The sequence below is a fragment of the Zoogloea sp. genome, from assembly GCF_044344315.1.
Taxonomy (GTDB): Bacteria; Pseudomonadota; Gammaproteobacteria; order Burkholderiales; family Rhodocyclaceae; genus Zoogloea.
Window position 1 is genome coordinate 21,262 of the sequence record NZ_JBIJDC010000038.1, and the last position, 17,722, is coordinate 38,983.

The following is a 17,722-nucleotide window of genomic DNA, read 5'->3' on the forward strand; positions in this document are numbered from 1 at the left end:
TCAATGCGGCGGCGCGATCGGGTAAAATGCTCGGCCTTGCTGCCGTCACCCACGCCTTGCCCTTACTCCTCCCGCCCGACCCGGATCCCGAACTGCCAGCGGCCAGTGCCGAGACCTTCCCGCGCCTGTGGGCAACGATCCCGGCCATCATTCTGACCGCCCTGGCCCTCGGCCTGGCCCTTGACGGGAGCAACCAGGATGTCTTCCTGCGTATCAATGCGGCCAGCACCGACTGGCTCCCGCCCGCCCTGTGGTCAGCGATCAGCCTGTCCGGATCGGTGCTCGGCATGATTGCACTGCTCGCCCCAACCCTGAAAACCCAGCCCCGCTGGCTGGCTGCCGCCTTCCTGGCGGCGCCACTGGGCGTGCTCTTCAGTCAGGGCGGGAAGCGCTACTTCGACGTGATGCGCCCGGCCGGCGTACTGGAAGCCGGCAGCTTTCAGCAGATTGGCCAGAAGCTCTACGTGCACGCCTTCCCGTCAGGCCACACCACAACGGCTTTCCTGGTCGCTGCCGTACTGATTCTCGCCTGGCCCCGGGATGATCGCCGCAGCCGGGCTGCGCTCGTCTTTCTCTCCATTGCAACCCTCATTGGCCTGTCACGTATTGCCGTGGGTGCCCACTGGCCACTGGATGTGCTCACCGGTGCCGTCGGGGGCTGGATCTCTGGCAGCCTCGGCGTATGGCTGTCCGGCCGGCTGCGCTTCTGGCAGCGCCCCGGCGGCATCCGCACCCTGGCTACCATTGCCCTGGCCACCAGCCTGGCAATGATATTCGTGGATCTGGGTTATCCCCAGGCAAAGCTCTACCAGATCGGCCTCGCCGCCTGGGGGATCGGTGGCGCTGCAGCGGCGTTGATGCGCGAGCGGATGTCCTGAACATGAAGATCATCAAGCGTGTGATTGCCGTTGCTGTGTCCCTGGCTCTGCTGGCCTGGCTGATGTCCGCCGACCGCTGGCGCGGGCTCGGCGAAGTGGTCGGCCGTGTCGACGGACTGACCCTGGGCCTGGCCACCGCCGGCTTCCTGCTGTCCTACCTGCTGCGCACCCTGCGGGTCTTCGATGAGTTCCGCGCCCAGGCGAAGGGGCGTTTTGGCGCCTGCCTGCGCATCGTGCTGATTCACAATGCGATGGTGAATGTAGTGCCCTTCCGGGGTGGCGAAGCGGCCTTTCCGCTGCTGCTGCGACAGAGCTTCGGCATTGCCCTGCCCCGGGCAATCGCCTCCCTGTTCTGGTTTCGCCTGCAGGATGCCTTCGTCGTTCTGGCGCTAGCGGCCCTCGTCTGGCCGGGGCTGCACCCGGCGCTCAAGGCGCTGGCCGTCGCCGGCGTATTGACCCTGGCCTGGTGGCTGCCCCGCTGGGCCCGCGCGCCCCACGACTGGGCCGAGGGCAAGGCCCTGACGGCCAAGTTCGGCAAGATTCGCGACGCCTTCGCCGAAAGCACCCGCCACGCCCGGTTCGGCTGGGCCTGGACGCTGGCCAACTGGACGGTCAAGCTTGCCGCCCAGGCTGGCCTGCTGGCAGCCCTGCTCCCTGCAGGCCTTGCCATTGGCGCTGCGGGCGCGCTGGGCGCCGAACTTGCCGCCATCCTGCCCATCCAGGGCGTAGCCGGCTTCGGCACCTACGAGGCGGGTGCCGCGGCAGCCCTTCTGCCCAGCGGCATTCCGCTGGCCGCCGGGCTTCAAGCAGCCCTCGCCCTGCACCTTTTCGTGATCGCGTGCTCTGTCACCGCTGGCGCCATTGCCTGGCTTTTCCCAGCCCCGACCGCCCATCAAGCGAGCGCAGCCAGGGCGTCCGACTTACAATCCGACTCGTCCGACGCCGACGGGGCGCAAACCAGAATTTCAGCTGAATAGCCACCATGACCGAATCCACCCTGCACTCTCCGCTTCCACCGGCCACGCCGGACATTCCCGCTGACCTGCCCCCTCACCGCCTGTCGGTGGTCGTCCCCCTCTATAACGAGGAAGACAACGTGGACCCGCTCCTCGAGCGCATCCACCTGGCCCTCGGCCCCTATCCCTACCCCTGGGAGGTGGTGATTGTTGATGACGGCTCATCCGACAACACGGTGCCCAATCTCGAGAAGGCGGCCCTGCGCTATGGCCCCCATGTACGCATCGTCGCCCTGATGCGCAACTTCAAGCAGACCGCGGCCATGCAGGCGGGGCTCGACGCGGCCCGCGGCGACGTCATCGTCACCATGGACGGCGACCTGCAGAACGACCCCATCGACATCCCGCGCATGGTCGGCCGTCTGCTGCGTGAAGACCTCGACCTGGTGGCCGGCTGGCGCAAGAACCGCAAGGACGGCATGATCCTGCGCAAGATCCCCTCCAAGATCGCCAACCGCCTGATCGCCCGCATCACCGGCGTGCACCTGCAGGACTATGGCTGTTCCCTCAAGGCCTTCCGCGCCAGCGCCATCAAGAACGTGCGTCTGTATGGTGAGATGCACCGCTTCATCCCGGCCTGGCTGGCCACCGTCACCACCCCGCGCAAGATCGCCCAGGAAGAGGTCACCCACCACGCGCGCATGTTCGGCGAATCCAAGTACGGCATCTCGCGCACCTTCCGGGTCATCCTCGACCTGATCTTTGTTTACTTCTTCATGCGCTTCCGTACCCGCCCGGGGCACTTCTTCGGTGGCATCGGGCTGGGACTGGGAGCGCTGGGCATGCTGATCCTCAGCTACCTGGGCCTGCTCAAGCTGTTCACGGGCGCCTCGATCGGCACCCGTCCGATGTTCTTCGGCGGCTTCTTCTTCGTGATTGCCGGCATCCAGATGGTGACCACCGGCGTGCTCGCCGAACTACTCACCCGGGTGTACTTCGAGTCCGGCCAGAGCCAGGCCTACGTGGCCCAGGACCGTGCAGCCCTGGACGACAGCCAGGGCTGGCGTACCGTCGGCAGCAAGTAAGCGGCTCCGCCCATGCCCGGATTCCACCCCGCCGGCGCGCCTCTCGCCGGCAGCATCCTCGGCCGCCTGATCCTTGCGCTTCCTTTGCTGGCCTTCCTGCTGCGTCTTGGCGGCGCGCCCCTGTTCGATGTGGACGAAGGCGCGTTTTCGGAAGCCACCCGCGAGATGTTCGAACGGGGTGACTTCCTGTTCACCTATCTCAACGGCGCACCGCGTTTCGACAAGCCGATCCTGGTCTACTGGCTGCAGTCCGTCGGGTATCTGATCTTCGGGGTCAGCGAGTGGGCGTTCAGGTTGCCTTCGGCGATGGCCGCCATTGTCTGGAGCTACGCCACCTACTTCTTCGCCCGTCGCCGTATCGGCGAGGATGCGGCCTTGCTCGCACTGGCTGTGGCCTGCACGGCCCTCGGCCCTTTTGCCATCGGCCGCGCCGCCACCGCCGACGGCCTGCTCAACTGCCTGCTGGCCCTGACCCTCTTCGATGTCTGGCGTCACCTGGAAAGCGGACGCCGCGCCCCCTTGCTGCGGGCCTTTGTCTGGATCGGGCTGGGCGCCCTGACCAAGGGGCCGGTTGCCCTGATCGTCCCGGGAACGGTGAGCCTGCTCTACTGCGCCAGCCGCGGCGAATGGAAAACCTGGTTCCGCACCGTCTTCAACCCCCTTGGCCTGCTGATCCTGACGGCCATCGCCGCCCCCTGGTACGCCTACGCCTACGCGCTCCACGGCCAGGACTTCATCGATGGTTTCATCATGCGCCACAACGTCCAGCGCTTTTCCGGATCGCTGGAAGGCCACGGCGGCAGTGCGTTCTACTACCTGATCGCCGTACCGCTACTCCTGCTCCCCTGGAGCGGCCTGTTCTTCAACGCCCTGGCAAGGGTCCGCAGCGATGTGCATGACCCTCTCCGGCGTTTCCTGTGGATCTGGTTCGGTTTCGTGCTGGTCTTCTTCTCCCTGTCCGGAACCAAGCTGCCCCACTACGTGCTCTACGGGTGCACGCCCTTGTTCATCCTGATCGGGCTGCATGCGGGCGAAGCCCGTCGGGCATGGCCCCACCTGATCGCACCGGGCCTGTTACTCCTGCTCTTTCCGCTGCTGCCAAACCTGTTTGATGCCCTGGCCCATAGCAGCCTGGGTGACGGCTTCTACCGCGCCCAGCTGGCACGCGCCCTTGAGGTTGCCGACGGCACTTACATCGCCGCGACAGTCGGTGGCCTGATGGTCTGGTTCGGCATCATGTTCTTCCCCCGGATCCGGCTCATCCCCAAACTGGTCATCACGGCCGCCTTGCAGGTCATTCTGCTGGCCGGCATCGTTGTCCCCTACGCTGGCGAGCTGGCGCAAGGCCCGGTCAAGGCCGCCGGCCTGAAAGCCCGGGAGCTCGGCGAAGACGTGATGTTCTGGCGCTTCACCACGGCACCCAGCTTCAGCGTCTATCGTCAGGCCATCACCGTCAAGGGCAGCCCCGAAGCGGGCCAGGTGGCCCTCACCCGCGTGGACCGTCTGCCCGCCGATGCGCCGGTGGACATCCTTTTCCGCGAAGGGGGCGTCGCCCTGGTGCGGATCAAGCCATGAACGACCGCAGTCTCGTCGGGCCGCTGGCCCTCATCGCCGCCCTGCTCACCGCCTACCGCATCTGGGTGATCAACCACCTGGGCATCGACTTGTACGTGGACGAGGCCTACTACTGGGGCTGGTCCCAGAACCTGGACTGGGGCTATTACTCCAAACCACCGCTGATCGCCGCGCTGATCGCCGCCAGCACCGCCTTGCTCGGCAACGGACTGGTGGCTATCAAGCTGCCCTCCTTGCTGCTCTACCCAGCCACCGCGTTTGCCCTGTATGGGCTGGGCCGCCGTTTGTACTCGCCCCGGGTCGGCTTCTGGGCCGGGCTGTGTTTCCTGTCCATGCCCCTGGTGGCCGCCCTGGGCCTGTTCGTATCCACAGACGCGCCCCTGCTGCTGTGCTGGTCACTGGCCCTGCTCTTTCTGCTGCGGGCGCTGGAGGGCGATGGATGGGCGGACTGGCTGGCCTGCGGCGCGGTGATCGGCATCGGCCTGATGTCCAAGTACACCATGGCTGCCTTTCTGCCGTCAGCGCTGCTGCTGATCATCCTCGACCCACGTCATCGGCGCTGGCTGGCCCGCCCCCAACCCTGGGTAGCCCTGCTGCTGGCCTTTGCGGTGCTGTCGCCAAACCTCTACTGGAACTGGACCCACGACTTCCCCACCTTCCGCCATACCGCCGAGATCACCCGGGTCGGCCACGGCGAGCGGGGTCTTCATCCGGGCCAACTCGGCGAATTCCTGGGCGCTCAGTGGCTTTCCTTCGGTCCGGTGCTGGGAATACTGCTGGCCTGGGCACTGCTCCGCAGCGGGAGCCTTGCCCGAACCCCCGCCCACCGCACCCTGCTGATCTTCATCCTGCCCTTGCTGTTGCTGGTGAGCCTGCAGGCACTCACCGGCCGGGCCAACGGCAACTGGGCTGCGCCTGTCTTCATCGCGGCCTGTCTGCTGGTACCGGCTGTATTCCTCAAAGAGCGGAAGCGCTGGGTCGTCGCAGGCATCGCCTTCAATCTCATTGCATCCACCGCCGCCTACCACTGGCCGGACCTGGCCCGTGGCACCGGCATCGAACTCACCGCAAAGAACGATCCCTTCAAGCGTGCCCGTGGCTGGATCAATCTTGCGGAGGCCGTGCGCCCCTACCTGGCTGCGCATCCGGGCAGCGTGCTGGTGGCCGAAGACCGGGAACTGATCGCCCATCTGGTCTACCGCCTTCACCCGGCCGAGTATGCTGCCTGGCATCCGGGCGGGACGCCCATCGACCACTATGAGCTGATGACCACCCTGAGCGACAAGCGCGGCCGGGACATCCTCTATGTTGGCAGAAAGGCTGAGATCCCCGAGATCGCCGCACGCTTCGCCTCCAGCGAGAAACTCGGCAAGGTCGTCGTGCCCATCCACAAGGATTTCCGGCGCGAGGTCCACGTCTTTCTGCTGCGGGATTTCCAGGGTTACTGAGGCCTGAAGCCCCAGGCATCAAAGCTCAGCTGGCTGAATGAAAAAAGCCGACCGGTTTTGCGACCGGTCGGCTTTTTTCTTTAGGACCGCGGACCGCTTACTTGGCAGCCAGTGCGGTCTTGATCTGCTCGAGGGTCGAGGGATCCTCGATGGTGGTCAGATCGCCCGGATCACGGCCCTCAGCCAGCGCCTGGATGGAGCGACGCAGCATCTTGCCGGAGCGGGTCTTGGGCAGACCGGAGATGAAATGCACCCGGGCCGGACGGGCGATGGCGCCGAGGCTGCCATCCACCAGCTTCATGACAGCCTTTTCAAGCGCAGCCACCTTTTCCGGGGTGTCCACCGACGCCGGGTCCTTGACCACGGCGAAGGCCATGGGCATCTGACCCTTGAGCTGATCGGCCACACCAACCACGGCCACTTCGGCAATCGCCGGGTGGGCCTGGACGGCTTCCTCGATCTCACGGGTGCCAAGACGGTGGCCGGCAACGTTGATCACGTCATCGGTACGGCCGAGGATCTTGTAGTAGCCGGCGTCGTCCTTGATGCCCCAGTCGAAGCTGGAATAAACCAGCGGCTCCTGGAACAGGGTGAAGTAGGTGGACACGAAGCGCTTGTCATCGCCCCACACGGTGGACAGGCAGCCCGGCGGCAGCGGCGGCACCACGCCGACGATGCCCTTTTCGTTGGGGCCGCACTCGGAACCGTCGTCGCGGAACAGACGCACGTCGTAGCCATACACCGGGAAGCCGGGAGAGCCGAGCTGGACCTCCTGCTTCTCGACGCCGGGCATCAGGGACAGCATGGCCCAGCCGGTCTCGGTCTGCCAGTAGTGGTCGATGACCTGGATGCCCAGCTCATCCATCATCCACTTGTGGGAGGTTTCATCCATCGGCTCGCCGGCGCAGTAGAGGGCGCGCAGCTTGGACAGGTCGTATTTCTTGAGGAAAGCCGGGTCCTGCTTCTTGAGCACGCGGATGGCGGTCGGCGCGCTGAACATCACGGTGACTTCCTGATCCTGACAGATCTTCCACCAGATGCCGGCATCGGGACGCAGCGGGGTGCCTTCGTACATGATCGTGGCCATGCCATTGATCAGCGGGCCATAGATGATGTAGCTGTGGCCCACCACCCAGCCGATGTCGGAGGTGGAGAAGAAGGTCTCGCCCGGGTTGCCGCAGTAGATGTGCTTCATCGACGCAGCCAGGGCCACGGCGTAGCCGCCGGTGTCACGCTGCACGCCCTTCGGCTTGCCGGTGGTGCCGGAGGTGTACAGGATGTAGCTGGGTTCGGAGGACTCGAGCCACGTGACAGGCACCTGGGCATCCATGTGCTTGGCGCGCAGGGTGCCGTAATCCACGTCACGGCCGGCGACAACGTTCATTTCCTTGTCGAGACCACGATCGACCATCAGCACGGCGGCGGGCTTGTGCTCGGCCAGGCCGATGGCTTCGTCCAGCAGGTGCTTGTAGGGAACCGGGCGGCCGCCGCGCATGCCGGCGTCGGAGGAGACGATCACGGTCGGCTTGGCATCGTCGATACGGGTGGCCAGGGAGTGGGAGGCAAAGCCGCCGAACACCACCGAGTGGATCGCGCCAATGCGGGTGCAGGCCAGCATTGCGAAGCAGGCCTCGGCGATCATCGGCATGTAGATCAGGACGCGGTCGCCCTTCTTGACGCCCAGATCCTGGTAGATCGCCGCCATGCGCATGACTTCGGTGCGCAGCTCCGAGAAGGAGTAGATCTTTTCTTCGTCGGTCTCGGTGGAGATATAGACCAGGGCCTTGCCGTTGGGGTTGGTTTCCGCGTGGCGGTCAACCGCGTTGTAGCAGAGGTTGGTTTCGCCGCCGACGAACCACTTGACGAAAGGCGGCTTGGAAAAATCGTAGATCTGCTCCGGTGCTTTGTTCCAGTGAATCAGTTGCGCCTGCTCTCCCCAGAAGCCGTTACGGTCTTCGACGGAGCGCTTGTGAAATTCCTTGTATGAAGCCATGGGTTCCTCTCCCTTTTTCGAATAGTCAAACCACTGCGTTGGATGGCGATGCGTCTTGGCGCCCGCCTTGTTATTCGTCCTTGGGTGCTGCACTTACCAGACCGGTTTCTGCAACGCGCGCGAGGGTGACGAGCGGCAGACCGGAGGGGAATTCGGATTCTATCAATTCCAGCAGAGGCAAGAGTGTCCGTATGGCATCAGGGAGCTGTTTGCGCAAACGGGGATCAAGGCCGGCGGTGCGTAGCTGAAGGAGGTACTGGTCGATGCTGATCGGAGCACGCGTCCGAGTGCCAACCATCTCTGCCGTGATCTCTCCCCTCTCGCCCATCACCCGGTTGCCACCCTCGGCCCTGCCCGCGGCAATACGCTGCACCGCAACACCAATGAGGTGGCTGACGGTCTGGATCTTGCCGGGTTCGGCGGCCGCCAGACCGATGGTGATCTGGATGCGGATGCGCTCCTCGCGGTAGGTCATCACGATGTGATCGATGGCCGCCCGAAGACGCATCGCAAAAGCACATGCACCGTCCATATTGGTGCTCGGCGACACGATGACGAAGCGGGCCGGCGCCAGCTCGGCAACGGTATCTTCTTGCCGCAACTTGGTGGCCAGTATCTTGGACAGCTTGCGATTGACCAGCTGCGCCACGTGCGCCCCATAGCGAGCGATCAGGCTGTCGAACTGGTCGATCTCGATGACCATCACGGAGAGATCCCCATGTCGCCGCTGGGCCAGCGAGAGCTCCTGTGCTGCGTGGTAGTGCAGATAGGACGGCGTGGCCAGCCCGGAGGTGGGGTCGGTAGGGCTGGCCGTAGCCAGGGCCGCCCGGCTCTCTTCCAGATCCCGCTGGGTACGGGCCAACTGGGTCAGGGCCTCCAGGCGCGCCAGCAACTCCACGTTGCCGATGCTCTTGGAGATGAAATCGGTGGCCCCGGCGCTCTTGGCCTTGACCCGCACATCAGGCTCGTCGTCGCCCGAGATCACCACCACCGGCAAAGTATTGATGCGGGAGATGCGGCTACGGCGAATGCGCTCAAGCAAGCCGTAGCCATCCAGGCGAGGCATGCCGATGTCGGTGATCACCGCCTGGATGGTCGGGTCCACCATCAGGGTCTGCCAGCCCGCTTCTCCATCGGCTTCCTCACGTACCTCAAAGCGGTCCCGCACGTGCCGGATGATGGACGCACGCACCATCCGGGAATCATCGATGATCAGTACCCGTGGCAGGGCCTGATCGCTTTCGTCATTCATGCTGGACTCGCTTGAGAGGGACTTCAGCTGTTAACGGCAATCACGGTGCGCCCCTTGACCCGGCCGGCAATGAAGTCATCAAACACGCCGGGCAACTCGGCAAAGGGCACGGTGCGGGTCATCTGGGCCAGGTGACGGGGCTTGAGATCGGTGGCCAGACGCTCCCAAACCCGCGTACGGGTCGGGAAGCCCATGTAGCCGGAGTCGATCCCGAGCAGGCTCACGCCGCGCAGGATGAAGGGGAACACCGTGGTCGGCAGATTGATGCTTTGGGCGTTACCGATGCTCGCCACCGTACCGGCCTGCTTCATGGTGGACAGCACCCAGGCCAGAATGTCCCCACCCACGTTATCAACTGCACCTGCCCACAAGCCGGCATCCAGGGGGCGCGTCTTGGCCGGATCGATGGTGTCACGCAGGCGGATCTCCGCCGCACCAAGGTCCTTCAGATAGCCCTCTTCATGCGCCTTGCCGGTCAGCGCGACCACGTGATAGCCCAGCCCTGCCAGCATGTCGATGGCCAGACCGCCGACGCCACCACTGGCACCGGTGACGATGACCGGACCATTCTCGGGACACAAGCCGTTGTCCTCCATGCGAACCACACCCAACGCCGCCGTAAACCCCGCTGTACCCAGTGCCATAGCGTCGAAGAGCGACAGGCCAACGGGCAAGGGCACGACCCAGCCTGCCGGAATCCGCGCGTACTCCGCATAGCCACCATGGTGGGCAACACCAATATCGAAACTGGTAGCGATCACCTCATCCCCCGCCTTGAAGCGCGGATCGGCGCTCTCGACCACGGTCCCCGAAAGATCGATTCCCCCCACGCAGGGAAAACGACGGATGATCTTCCCAGCACCCGTTGCAGCCAGCGCATCCTTGTAATTCACGCTCGAATAGGCCACTTTGATAAGAACTTCGCCTGCATCGAGGGCATCAACGGACAGTGTCTCCATGGCCGAAGACACCTTGCGGTTTTCGTCCTGACGGATCACGAAGGCCTTGAAGGGGGAAACAACGCTGGACATGCTTTTCTCCTCTTGAATGGGCGCCAGGCCGGCGCTCCTGTTGTTAGTCCGTCGATTATAGCTCCGGCACCGGCGATGCATCCGGACACCGGCCCAGCACCTCAATCCTGCGTCACTCGTGCCGTAAATGGAGTCATCGCCCGCCGGAAAAAAACCATGGCCCTCATCACCCAAGCCTTTGACACTATCGATGCCTATCTGGCGTTCTTCGGCAACGAGCCCATCCCTGTCCTGAAACATACGGTCAAGGAACTGCAGGCCATGCGGGAAGAAGAGGAGAGCATCAACGGACGCACGGTGGCAGCCCTTGTGCTGAGTGATCCGATGATGACCCTGAAAGTCCTGATCCACATCGAATCTCACCGCAGGGCCAGGCAGAACCACGATATCACTACCATTGAGCGGGCCATCATGATGATGGGCATCTCGCCCTTCTTGCGGGAGTTTGCCGATCTGCCCACGGTGGAAAATCACATTGCAGCCCACCCCCGGGCCCTGGTCGGTGTATTGAAAGTCATCGGTCGGGCGCGCCGGGCAGCGCGCTATGCCCGGGACTGGGCCATCCTGAGACACGATCTGGACGTAGACGAGATCACCGTCGCCGCGCTTCTATCGGAAGTCACCGACATCCTGTGCTGGAGCTTTGCACCAGACCTCACGCTGCAGGTATACGAGACTCAACGCCTTGATCGCAGCCTGCGTTCCGGCGCTGCACAGCGGGCTGTGTTCAACTTCTCGGCAAGGGAAATGCAACTGGCACTGGTGCGCCAGTGGCATCTGCCCGAGCTACTCATCTCGATGATGGACGAACGGCAGATCCAGAACCCCCGAGTTCGCACCGTACAGCTAGCCACCAGCCTCGCACGACATACTGCCCAAGGCTGGGACAATGCGGCCATCCCCGATGACCTCGCGGCGATTGAGGCCCTACTCCACATTGGGCGGGAAAGCCTGCTCCATCGTTTGTCAGTACCCCATGAGGCTACCGAGCACCTGCTTCAGGCCGGCGGCCGGCCGGAGGGTGCCCTTCCTCCTCCCGCGTGACGTCGCCTACTTGCCGCCCCGGGACTCCAGCACTTCCCAGCGCAGCATGGCGGCTTCGAGCTCTGCCTCCAAGGTCTGCAGACGTGCGTTCAAACCAGGAATCTCCTGAGAACTGTCCCGATACGTCGCCGGGTCATTCAGACGCGCCTGGACCTGCGCCTGCTCGGCTTCCAGTCCGGCAATGCGATCCGGCAGCGCCTCCAGTTCGCGCTGCTCCTTCCAGCTAAGCTTGGCAGGCTTTGTCGCCGCTACCGCAGCTGTAGGTGCCTCCTTCTTCACCGGGGAGGCTTTCGGTGTAGCAGGCACGCTCGCCGTAGCCGCAGACTTGCGCACTCTCAGCCAGTCATCGTAGCCACCGGCATACTCCTTCCAGCACCCCTCACCTTCCGCCGCGATCACCTGGGTCACGACGTTGTCGAGAAAGGCCCGGTCGTGGCTGACCAGGAAAACCGTACCGTCGTATTGGGCGAGCAGATCTTCGAGCAGATCAAGGGTCTCGATGTCTAGATCGTTGGTCGGCTCATCCAGCACCAGAACATTGGCTGGACGGGCAAACAGGCGGGCCAGCAAGAGACGATTGCGCTCGCCCCCGGACAAGGACTTGACCGGCGAACGGGCGCGCTGGGGAGAGAACAGGAAATCCCCAAGGTAGCCAATGATGTGCGTGCGGTGGCCTGCAATCTCCACATAATCCGACCCCGGGCTGATGACTTCGGTCAGCGGCGCTTCAGGGTCAAGCTGCGCACGCAACTGATCGAAATAGGCCACGGTCTGCCGGGTACCGCGACGGATGCTTCCCTCGTCCGCCTCAAGCTCACCGAGAATCAGCTTGAGCAGGGTGGTCTTGCCGGCGCCATTCGGCCCGATCAGGCCAATGCGGTCGCCGCGCAGGATGCGGGTGGAAAAATCCCGAACGATATGTCGGTCGCCAAAGGTCTTGCCCACATGCTCCAGCTCCGCCACCATCTGGCCGCTACCATCGCCCCTGTCCAAGGCCAGCTTGACGTTGCCGAAGCGATCACGACGCGCACTCCGCTCCCGTCGCAGGGCCTCCAGCCGCCGCACACGCCCTTCATTGCGGGTTCTGCGAGCCTCCACTCCCTTGCGAATCCACACCTCCTCTTGGGCAAGCAGCTTGTCGAAGCGTGCATTGGCCTTCTCTTCTGCATCAAGCTGATCCGCCTTGCGCGCCAGATACTCAGTGAAGCGCCCGGGGAAACTGCTCAGCAGGCCGCGATCAAGTTCGACGATGCGCGTGGCCACGTTGTCCAGGAAGACCCGATCGTGGGTAATCACCACCACGGCCCCCGGAAAATCGCGAATGAGCTCTTCCAGCCACAGGATGCCGTCGATATCCAGGTGGTTGGTTGGCTCATCGAGCAAGAGCATTTCCGGCTCGCCAACCAGGGCACGGGCCAAGGCCACACGTTTGATGCCACCACCAGAAAGACTCCCCACCCGCGCATCTCCGGACAGACGAAGCTGGGCCAGAACCTGCTCCACCTTTTGCTCCAGGCGCCAAGCCTGGGCGTCCTCGACGCGGTGCTGGACCTCCTCCAGGTGTGCAAGAGCGGCATCACTACCGTCCTCAGCCACTGCCAACATGGCCGCGTGGTAGTCCACCAGAAGCTTCGCCACATCCCCCAGACCATCAGCCACTGTCTCGAAAACGCTTCGCTCCAGCGGGAAATCCGCCTCCTGCGGCACATAGGCAACCCGCGCACCGGGTTGCCGCCAGAGACGCCCGTCATCCAGCGTGGCCTGGCCAGCCAAGGCTTTCAACAGACTGGACTTTCCGCTGCCGTTACGCCCGATCAGGGCCACACGCTCACCGGGATCGAGCTGAAAGGCCGCCTTGTCGAGCAAAGCGACATGTCCAAATGCGAGGCAGGCGTCGTCGAGAGTAATCAGGGGCATGGGGTAAGCAGGCGGTCGGGCAGAAAGGTCGCGATTCTACCCCGCCCCGGCATCGAGCCGGAGTAGCAGCACAGATCTTCGGGGCAGCTGGCCGAGCAAGCCAGAGTGTCAATGTGCCTAACACGTGCTGCATTAGCGTTGACTTGGCTTGGCCTTGTCTGTTTAATACGAATTATTCTCATTCTACTTGCTATTAACGTGAACAGAACCGCCCCTCCTCTGAACGCACCAAGGCCAAACACTCAGACTTCTCCAGTCTTGGGCGAGATCGAGGCGCCAATCCGCAGCAGGGATCTGTTCAACAACCGTCCGTGCGTTTACATTGAGCACGAAGGCATGATTTATGCTCTTCGAGCCACGCGCGCAGGCAAGCTGATCCTGACCAAATGACGGGAACAACCGGATCCCGAACCTGCACAGGCCAAACCAGCTTTTGTGCGCTCACGGCTGTTTGAAGGAAATACGACAATGTATGTTTGCGTCTGTCGAGCGGTGACCGAGAAACACATTGAGTCCGCAGTCAATGCAGGGGCCAGGCGCCTGCGCGACCTACGGACACAGTTGGGCGTTACCGAAGAATGCGGACGCTGCGCAAAGTGCGCCAAGCAATGCCTCGATGAAGCCGTCGGGCAGGCCTGCGCCTCCGCCATCCACCCCACCTGCGGCCCGGTCTCTTTTTCATTGATCCAGGAGGCTGCGTGAGGACAACGCTTGCCAGCCAGATCGCCTGACCCGCGCCAGAAACCGCGCGGAACATACCTGAACTCAAGCAAGGAAACGGAGGCTTCGGCCTCCTTTCTTGTGCCTTTCAGTCCAGGGAGACGCAACATCGGTGCAGGAATACGCCCATGCTAGGCATACAAATAAAAATGCCGCTCAGCGCTGGCTGAACGGCATTTTTTGCGACGGCTTTTCAGGCTCTCATCGCTTCGGGTCGGCGAAACTACAACCGACCCACGGCTCGCTTATCAGGCGGCCACAGCTCCCATACCCTTGATGGCAGCCGAGAGACGGCTCTTGTGGCGAGCAGCCTTGTTCTTGTGAATGATCTTCTTGTCAGCAATGCTGTCGATCGTACGCTGAGACGAAACGAAAACTTGCTGAGCAACCTGCTTGTCGCCACCATCAACCGCCTTGCGGACAGCCTTGATAGCAGTGCGCAGACGGGAACGCAGACTCATGTTGAGGGCGCGAGCCTTAACAGCTTGCCGGGCGCGCTTACGGGCTTGTGCCGAGTTGGCCATCTTTTAGTGATCCTGAAATAAATGCAGTGAAGGCATGGATTTTATTGGAAAACAAACCCTCTTGGCAAGACTTTTATTCAGGACGGAACCCGCCCAAATAGACAGGGCCCCACCATTTCTGGCGGAGCCCCGAATCAAGCACAAATAAAGATCAGATGCGCTCGAAGATAGTAGCAATACCCTGACCGCCACCAATACACATGGTCACCAGCGCGTAGCGGCCACCGGTGCGATGGAGCTCATAGATGGCCTTGGTTGCGATGAAGGCACCGGAACAACCAACCGGGTGCCCCAGAGCAATGGCACCGCCGTTCGGGTTGGTCTTGGCCGGATCCAAACCAAGGACGCGCATGACGGACAGAGCCTGGGCAGCAAAAGCTTCGTTGGACTCGATTACATCCATCTGATCCAGCGTCAGGCCTGCCTTCTTGAGGGCCAGGCGGGAGGCGGGGATCGGACCTTCACCCATGATGTCGTTAGGCACACCTGCAACGGCATAGGACACCAGACGCGCCATCGGCTTGTAACCAGCGTTGACTGCGGTGGAGCCATCAGCCAGCACAAAGAAAGCGGCGCCATCGTTGATGCCGGAAGCGTTACCAGCGGTGACGGTACCGTCCTTCTTGAAGGCCGGCTTCATCTTGGCCAGCGACTCCATTGTGGTGCCGCGCTTCAAATGCTCGTCGGTATCAAACACCACGTCGCCCTTGCGGGTCTGCTTGACGATGGGAACGATCTGGGACTGGAAATGACCTGCATCAATGGCCGCTGCAGCACGCCGCTGGGACTCGACAGCGAAAGCATCCTGCTCTTCACGGGTGATACCGTGCTTGGCAGCCAGGTTCTCGGCAGTGATACCCATGTGGCCAACGCCAAACGGATCGGTCAGCACAGCAACCATGCTGTCGATAGCCTTCGTGTCACCCATGCGGGCCCCTGAGCGCAGGGCGGGCAGCAGGTAGCTGGCCTTGGACATGACTTCGACACCTCCACCGATACCGTAATCGGCGTCGCCCAACAGAATGTTTTGGGCGGTGGTAACAATACCTTGCAGGCCAGACGAGCACAGACGGCTCACCTGCATTGCGACGGACTCCATGGGGAGGCCAGCCTGAATCGACGCGACGCGGGAAACATAGGCGTAGCGGGAATCGGTGGGCATACAGTTGCCGACGGTGACATAGTTGATCAGCTGCGGATCCACGCCGGAGCGGGCAACCGACTCCTTCATGACGATGCCGGCCAGCTCACTGGCGTCGAAATCGGCCAGAGCACCACCGAAAGCACCAATAGCGGAACGAACTGCACTCAATACGACTACTTCGCGACTAGCCATCTGTATTCCTCCTCAGAATTATTACGATTAATTACCGACCCAACCTGCGATACCCAATAGCGCCAACAGCAACATTACCAGCACCAGAGTGCGCCAGATCAAACCGATAGTGCTCTGCATGAAATCAGCGTCGGCCTCGTCACCGACACCCATTTCCGGTCGCTCGACGACATCTCCCGACTCGTGAATCGGCATCCCCAGCCGAACGCCCAAGGCTCCGCCTCCACTGGCGAGCAGTATACCGGAAGCCTTGTCCTTCCATTGATTGGCTTGGGCCCGCCAGCAATACACACCATCCTCGAAATCACCTACCACGGAAAACGCTGCAGCAGTCATTCGCACGGGAAGCCAGTCGAGCACAGCGAAGGCACGGGACGGAAAATCTCCGAAGGCACCAAAATCAGGATCGAGCCGCCGCTGACGGCCCCACTCTTCGTCGAGGAAGCGTGCCAGCCGATACAGGATGGCACCACTGGGGCCCGGCAGGATGATGAACCAGAAGGCAACACCAAAGACATTGCGGTGGGACGCGATGAGAGCCTCCTCGATGGCGAGGCGTGCAACTTCACTTGAGCTCGAATCGTCATGACGACGTCCGCGCCACTCCCCCAGGATCTGCCTGGCACGCGGGACCTCGCCCATGCGCAGCGCAAGCTGGATATCCGTGAAAAAGTGGCTTACCTGACGAAAGCCCATCGTCAGATACAGGATCAGAACATTGAAGAGCACCCCGAGCAGGGGACTGACGTGCCAGAGGACGAAATAGAACAGTGCCGCACCAAAACACGCAGCGAGTATCGCCACCCACCACGCAACCGCACCATGACGGGACTCTCCATCATTGAAACGATCTTCCAGGAAACGGGCAAAAAGCTTCAGGGGTGCCTGGACAAAACGCGCGACAGGCAGCGGACGAAGTTGCTCCAGGAGGAGTGCGACTATCAGCGAAAACAGGGTCATTCGACGGGGGGTCTTGAACGACCCTCATTGTTCATTCCTATTGGGGATGCTCCAAGATACCATCAAACCAACCCATTACAAATGGCGTTCGCTCATCGATCCAGGAAACGTTGCAGGCTGACGATCATCCCGGCCGTGGCTCCCCAGATGAAGTAGTCGCCGTAGGGCATGGCATAGTACTCCCTCAAACGACCACGCACCTCGGCGCGATGCAGCTGATGGTTGTTCACATCGAGCAGGAAGGACAGGGGCACCTCGAAGACCTCTGCCACCTCAAACTCATCTGGCACGAGTTCAAAGGGTGGCGTGACCAGTCCAACCACGGGAGTCACATCGAAACCCGTACCCGTATGGTACTGGGGCAGGCAACCAAGCAGTTCGACGTGCTGGCGCGACAAACGGATCTCCTCTTCAGTCTCCCGGAGGGCCGTATCGATCGGGGAAAGATCCTGATCCTCGACACGCCCGCCGGGGAAACTCACCTGTCCGGGATGGTGATGCAGATGATCCGTGCGGCGCGTCAACAACACGGTGGGGGTAGGCTGACGCAGAACGATGGGCACGAGGACGGCAGCTGGCCGCAAAGGGCCACGCGGGACTCCCTCCTCGGCTGGAGATTCATACCCTCCTGCAGTGGAGAAGCGCTGACGCCACCAGTCAACCGAATATACCGCTGGAGAATGCTGTTTTCTGTCCATGGAGTCAGCGCTCAATAACGTTGTCGCAGATAAAGTGCGGTCCCCTCACGACGCATGTCCATCCGGTTGAGAAAGCTCATGCCAAGTAGCACATAGGGCATTTCAGCGTCGACCACAACGCCAGGCACATTGCGCAGCGTAACCGAACCTGCGCTCACCCTGTCGAGGGATACCAACCAGCCGCGGACAAGTCCGTTGGCAGTCTGCATGGTTAGCAGGGTGATGCAAAACCCAGTGAACGATCCGGCCACCCGCCTGTCCTAGCCGTATCCCCGAACCCCAGGCAGAACAACGATGCGCGGCGA

General features: G+C 62.5%; 17 protein-coding genes. 8 read left to right on the top strand and 9 right to left on the bottom strand.

Annotated elements, in window-relative coordinates; all coding sequences use genetic code 11:
• Window positions 1–26: 26 nt before the first annotated feature.
• From ACIQ09_RS10380 to ACIQ09_RS10400, 5 genes are read left to right on the top strand one after another with little or no spacing between them, the layout of a single operon-like run.
• The gene (locus ACIQ09_RS10380) at window positions 27–878 is read left to right on the top strand and encodes a phosphatase PAP2 family protein (RefSeq protein ID WP_398308888.1); all 852 of its coding nucleotides are present in this window, start codon (window positions 27–29) and stop codon (window positions 876–878) included.
• 2 nt (window positions 879–880) lie between these two features.
• A complete protein-coding gene (locus ACIQ09_RS10385) occupies window positions 881–1,855 on the top strand; it encodes a lysylphosphatidylglycerol synthase domain-containing protein (RefSeq protein WP_398308890.1) in 975 nt (324 codons plus the stop codon).
• Between the two features lie 5 nt (window positions 1,856–1,860).
• On the top strand, window positions 1,861–2,919 hold the full coding sequence (locus ACIQ09_RS10390) for a glycosyltransferase family 2 protein (protein ID WP_324459897.1): 1,059 nt from the start codon (window positions 1,861–1,863) through the stop codon (window positions 2,917–2,919).
• 12 nt (window positions 2,920–2,931) lie between these two features.
• On the top strand, window positions 2,932–4,494 hold the full coding sequence (locus tag ACIQ09_RS10395) for an ArnT family glycosyltransferase (RefSeq protein ID WP_398308893.1): 1,563 nt from the start codon (window positions 2,932–2,934) through the stop codon (window positions 4,492–4,494).
• Window positions 4,491–5,942, top strand: coding sequence for a glycosyltransferase family 39 protein (locus tag ACIQ09_RS10400; protein ID WP_398308895.1), 1,452 nt, complete (start codon window positions 4,491–4,493; stop codon window positions 5,940–5,942). Before ACIQ09_RS10395 ends, ACIQ09_RS10400 begins: the two co-directional genes overlap by 4 nt.
• Window positions 5,943–6,039: 97 nt before the next feature.
• On the opposite strand, the gene ACIQ09_RS10405 is transcribed toward ACIQ09_RS10400, so the two are convergent.
• From ACIQ09_RS10405 to ACIQ09_RS10415, 3 genes are read right to left on the bottom strand one after another with little or no spacing between them, the layout of a single operon-like run.
• The gene (locus ACIQ09_RS10405; RefSeq protein ID WP_398308897.1) at window positions 6,040–8,028 is read right to left on the bottom strand and encodes a propionate--CoA ligase; all 1,989 of its coding nucleotides are present in this window, start codon (window positions 8,026–8,028) and stop codon (window positions 6,040–6,042) included.
• On the bottom strand, window positions 8,006–9,187 hold the full coding sequence (locus ACIQ09_RS10410) for a response regulator (RefSeq protein ID WP_398308899.1): 1,182 nt from the start codon (window positions 9,185–9,187) through the stop codon (window positions 8,006–8,008). The genes ACIQ09_RS10405 and ACIQ09_RS10410 overlap by 23 nt, the downstream gene beginning before the upstream one ends.
• Before the next feature lie 23 nt (window positions 9,188–9,210).
• Window positions 9,211–10,218, bottom strand: a complete 1,008-nt coding sequence (locus tag ACIQ09_RS10415) for an oxidoreductase (protein WP_398308901.1) — start codon at window positions 10,216–10,218, stop codon at window positions 9,211–9,213.
• Between the two features lie 156 nt (window positions 10,219–10,374).
• Here ACIQ09_RS10415 and ACIQ09_RS10420 point away from each other — a divergent pair, with 156 nt between their 5' ends.
• Window positions 10,375–11,262 carry an HDOD domain-containing protein gene (locus ACIQ09_RS10420; protein WP_398308903.1) on the top strand — a complete coding sequence of 296 codons (888 nt, stop codon included), beginning with the start codon at window positions 10,375–10,377 and terminating at the stop codon, window positions 11,260–11,262.
• A gap of 6 nt (window positions 11,263–11,268) precedes the next feature.
• On the opposite strand, the gene ACIQ09_RS10425 is transcribed toward ACIQ09_RS10420, so the two are convergent.
• On the bottom strand, window positions 11,269–13,179 hold the full coding sequence (locus ACIQ09_RS10425) for an ATP-binding cassette domain-containing protein (protein ID WP_398308905.1): 1,911 nt from the start codon (window positions 13,177–13,179) through the stop codon (window positions 11,269–11,271).
• A 111-nt stretch (window positions 13,180–13,290) separates the two neighbouring features.
• Between ACIQ09_RS10425 and hemP the strand changes: the two genes are divergently transcribed.
• Complete coding sequence (gene hemP / locus ACIQ09_RS10430) at window positions 13,291–13,569, top strand: hemin uptake protein HemP (protein WP_398308907.1); 279 nt, start codon at window positions 13,291–13,293, stop codon at window positions 13,567–13,569.
• 78 nt (window positions 13,570–13,647) lie between these two features.
• The gene (locus ACIQ09_RS10435) at window positions 13,648–13,881 is read left to right on the top strand and encodes a (2Fe-2S)-binding protein (protein WP_398308910.1); all 234 of its coding nucleotides are present in this window, start codon (window positions 13,648–13,650) and stop codon (window positions 13,879–13,881) included.
• A gap of 266 nt (window positions 13,882–14,147) precedes the next feature.
• Here ACIQ09_RS10435 and rpsT read toward each other — a convergent pair whose 3' ends face one another.
• The 5 genes from rpsT to ACIQ09_RS10460 form a co-directional block, all read right to left on the bottom strand.
• Window positions 14,148–14,423: a 30S ribosomal protein S20 gene (rpsT, locus tag ACIQ09_RS10440; RefSeq protein ID WP_296402856.1), complete on the bottom strand. Its 276-nt coding sequence runs from the start codon at window positions 14,421–14,423 to the stop codon at window positions 14,148–14,150.
• 151 nt (window positions 14,424–14,574) lie between these two features.
• Entirely contained in the window at window positions 14,575–15,759 is a 1,185-nt protein-coding gene (locus ACIQ09_RS10445) for an acetyl-CoA C-acyltransferase family protein (RefSeq protein WP_398308913.1), read from the bottom strand.
• A gap of 27 nt (window positions 15,760–15,786) precedes the next feature.
• Window positions 15,787–16,719 carry a CobD/CbiB family protein gene (locus ACIQ09_RS10450; RefSeq protein ID WP_398308916.1) on the bottom strand — a complete coding sequence of 311 codons (933 nt, stop codon included), beginning with the start codon at window positions 16,717–16,719 and terminating at the stop codon, window positions 15,787–15,789.
• Between the two features lie 92 nt (window positions 16,720–16,811).
• The gene (locus ACIQ09_RS10455) at window positions 16,812–17,417 is read right to left on the bottom strand and encodes a CoA pyrophosphatase (RefSeq protein ID WP_398308919.1); all 606 of its coding nucleotides are present in this window, start codon (window positions 17,415–17,417) and stop codon (window positions 16,812–16,814) included.
• Window positions 17,418–17,428: 11 nt separating this feature from the next.
• Window positions 17,429–17,668 carry a TIGR02281 family clan AA aspartic protease gene (locus ACIQ09_RS10460; protein ID WP_398308922.1) on the bottom strand — a complete coding sequence of 80 codons (240 nt, stop codon included), beginning with the start codon at window positions 17,666–17,668 and terminating at the stop codon, window positions 17,429–17,431.
• Window positions 17,669–17,722 lie beyond the last annotated feature (54 nt).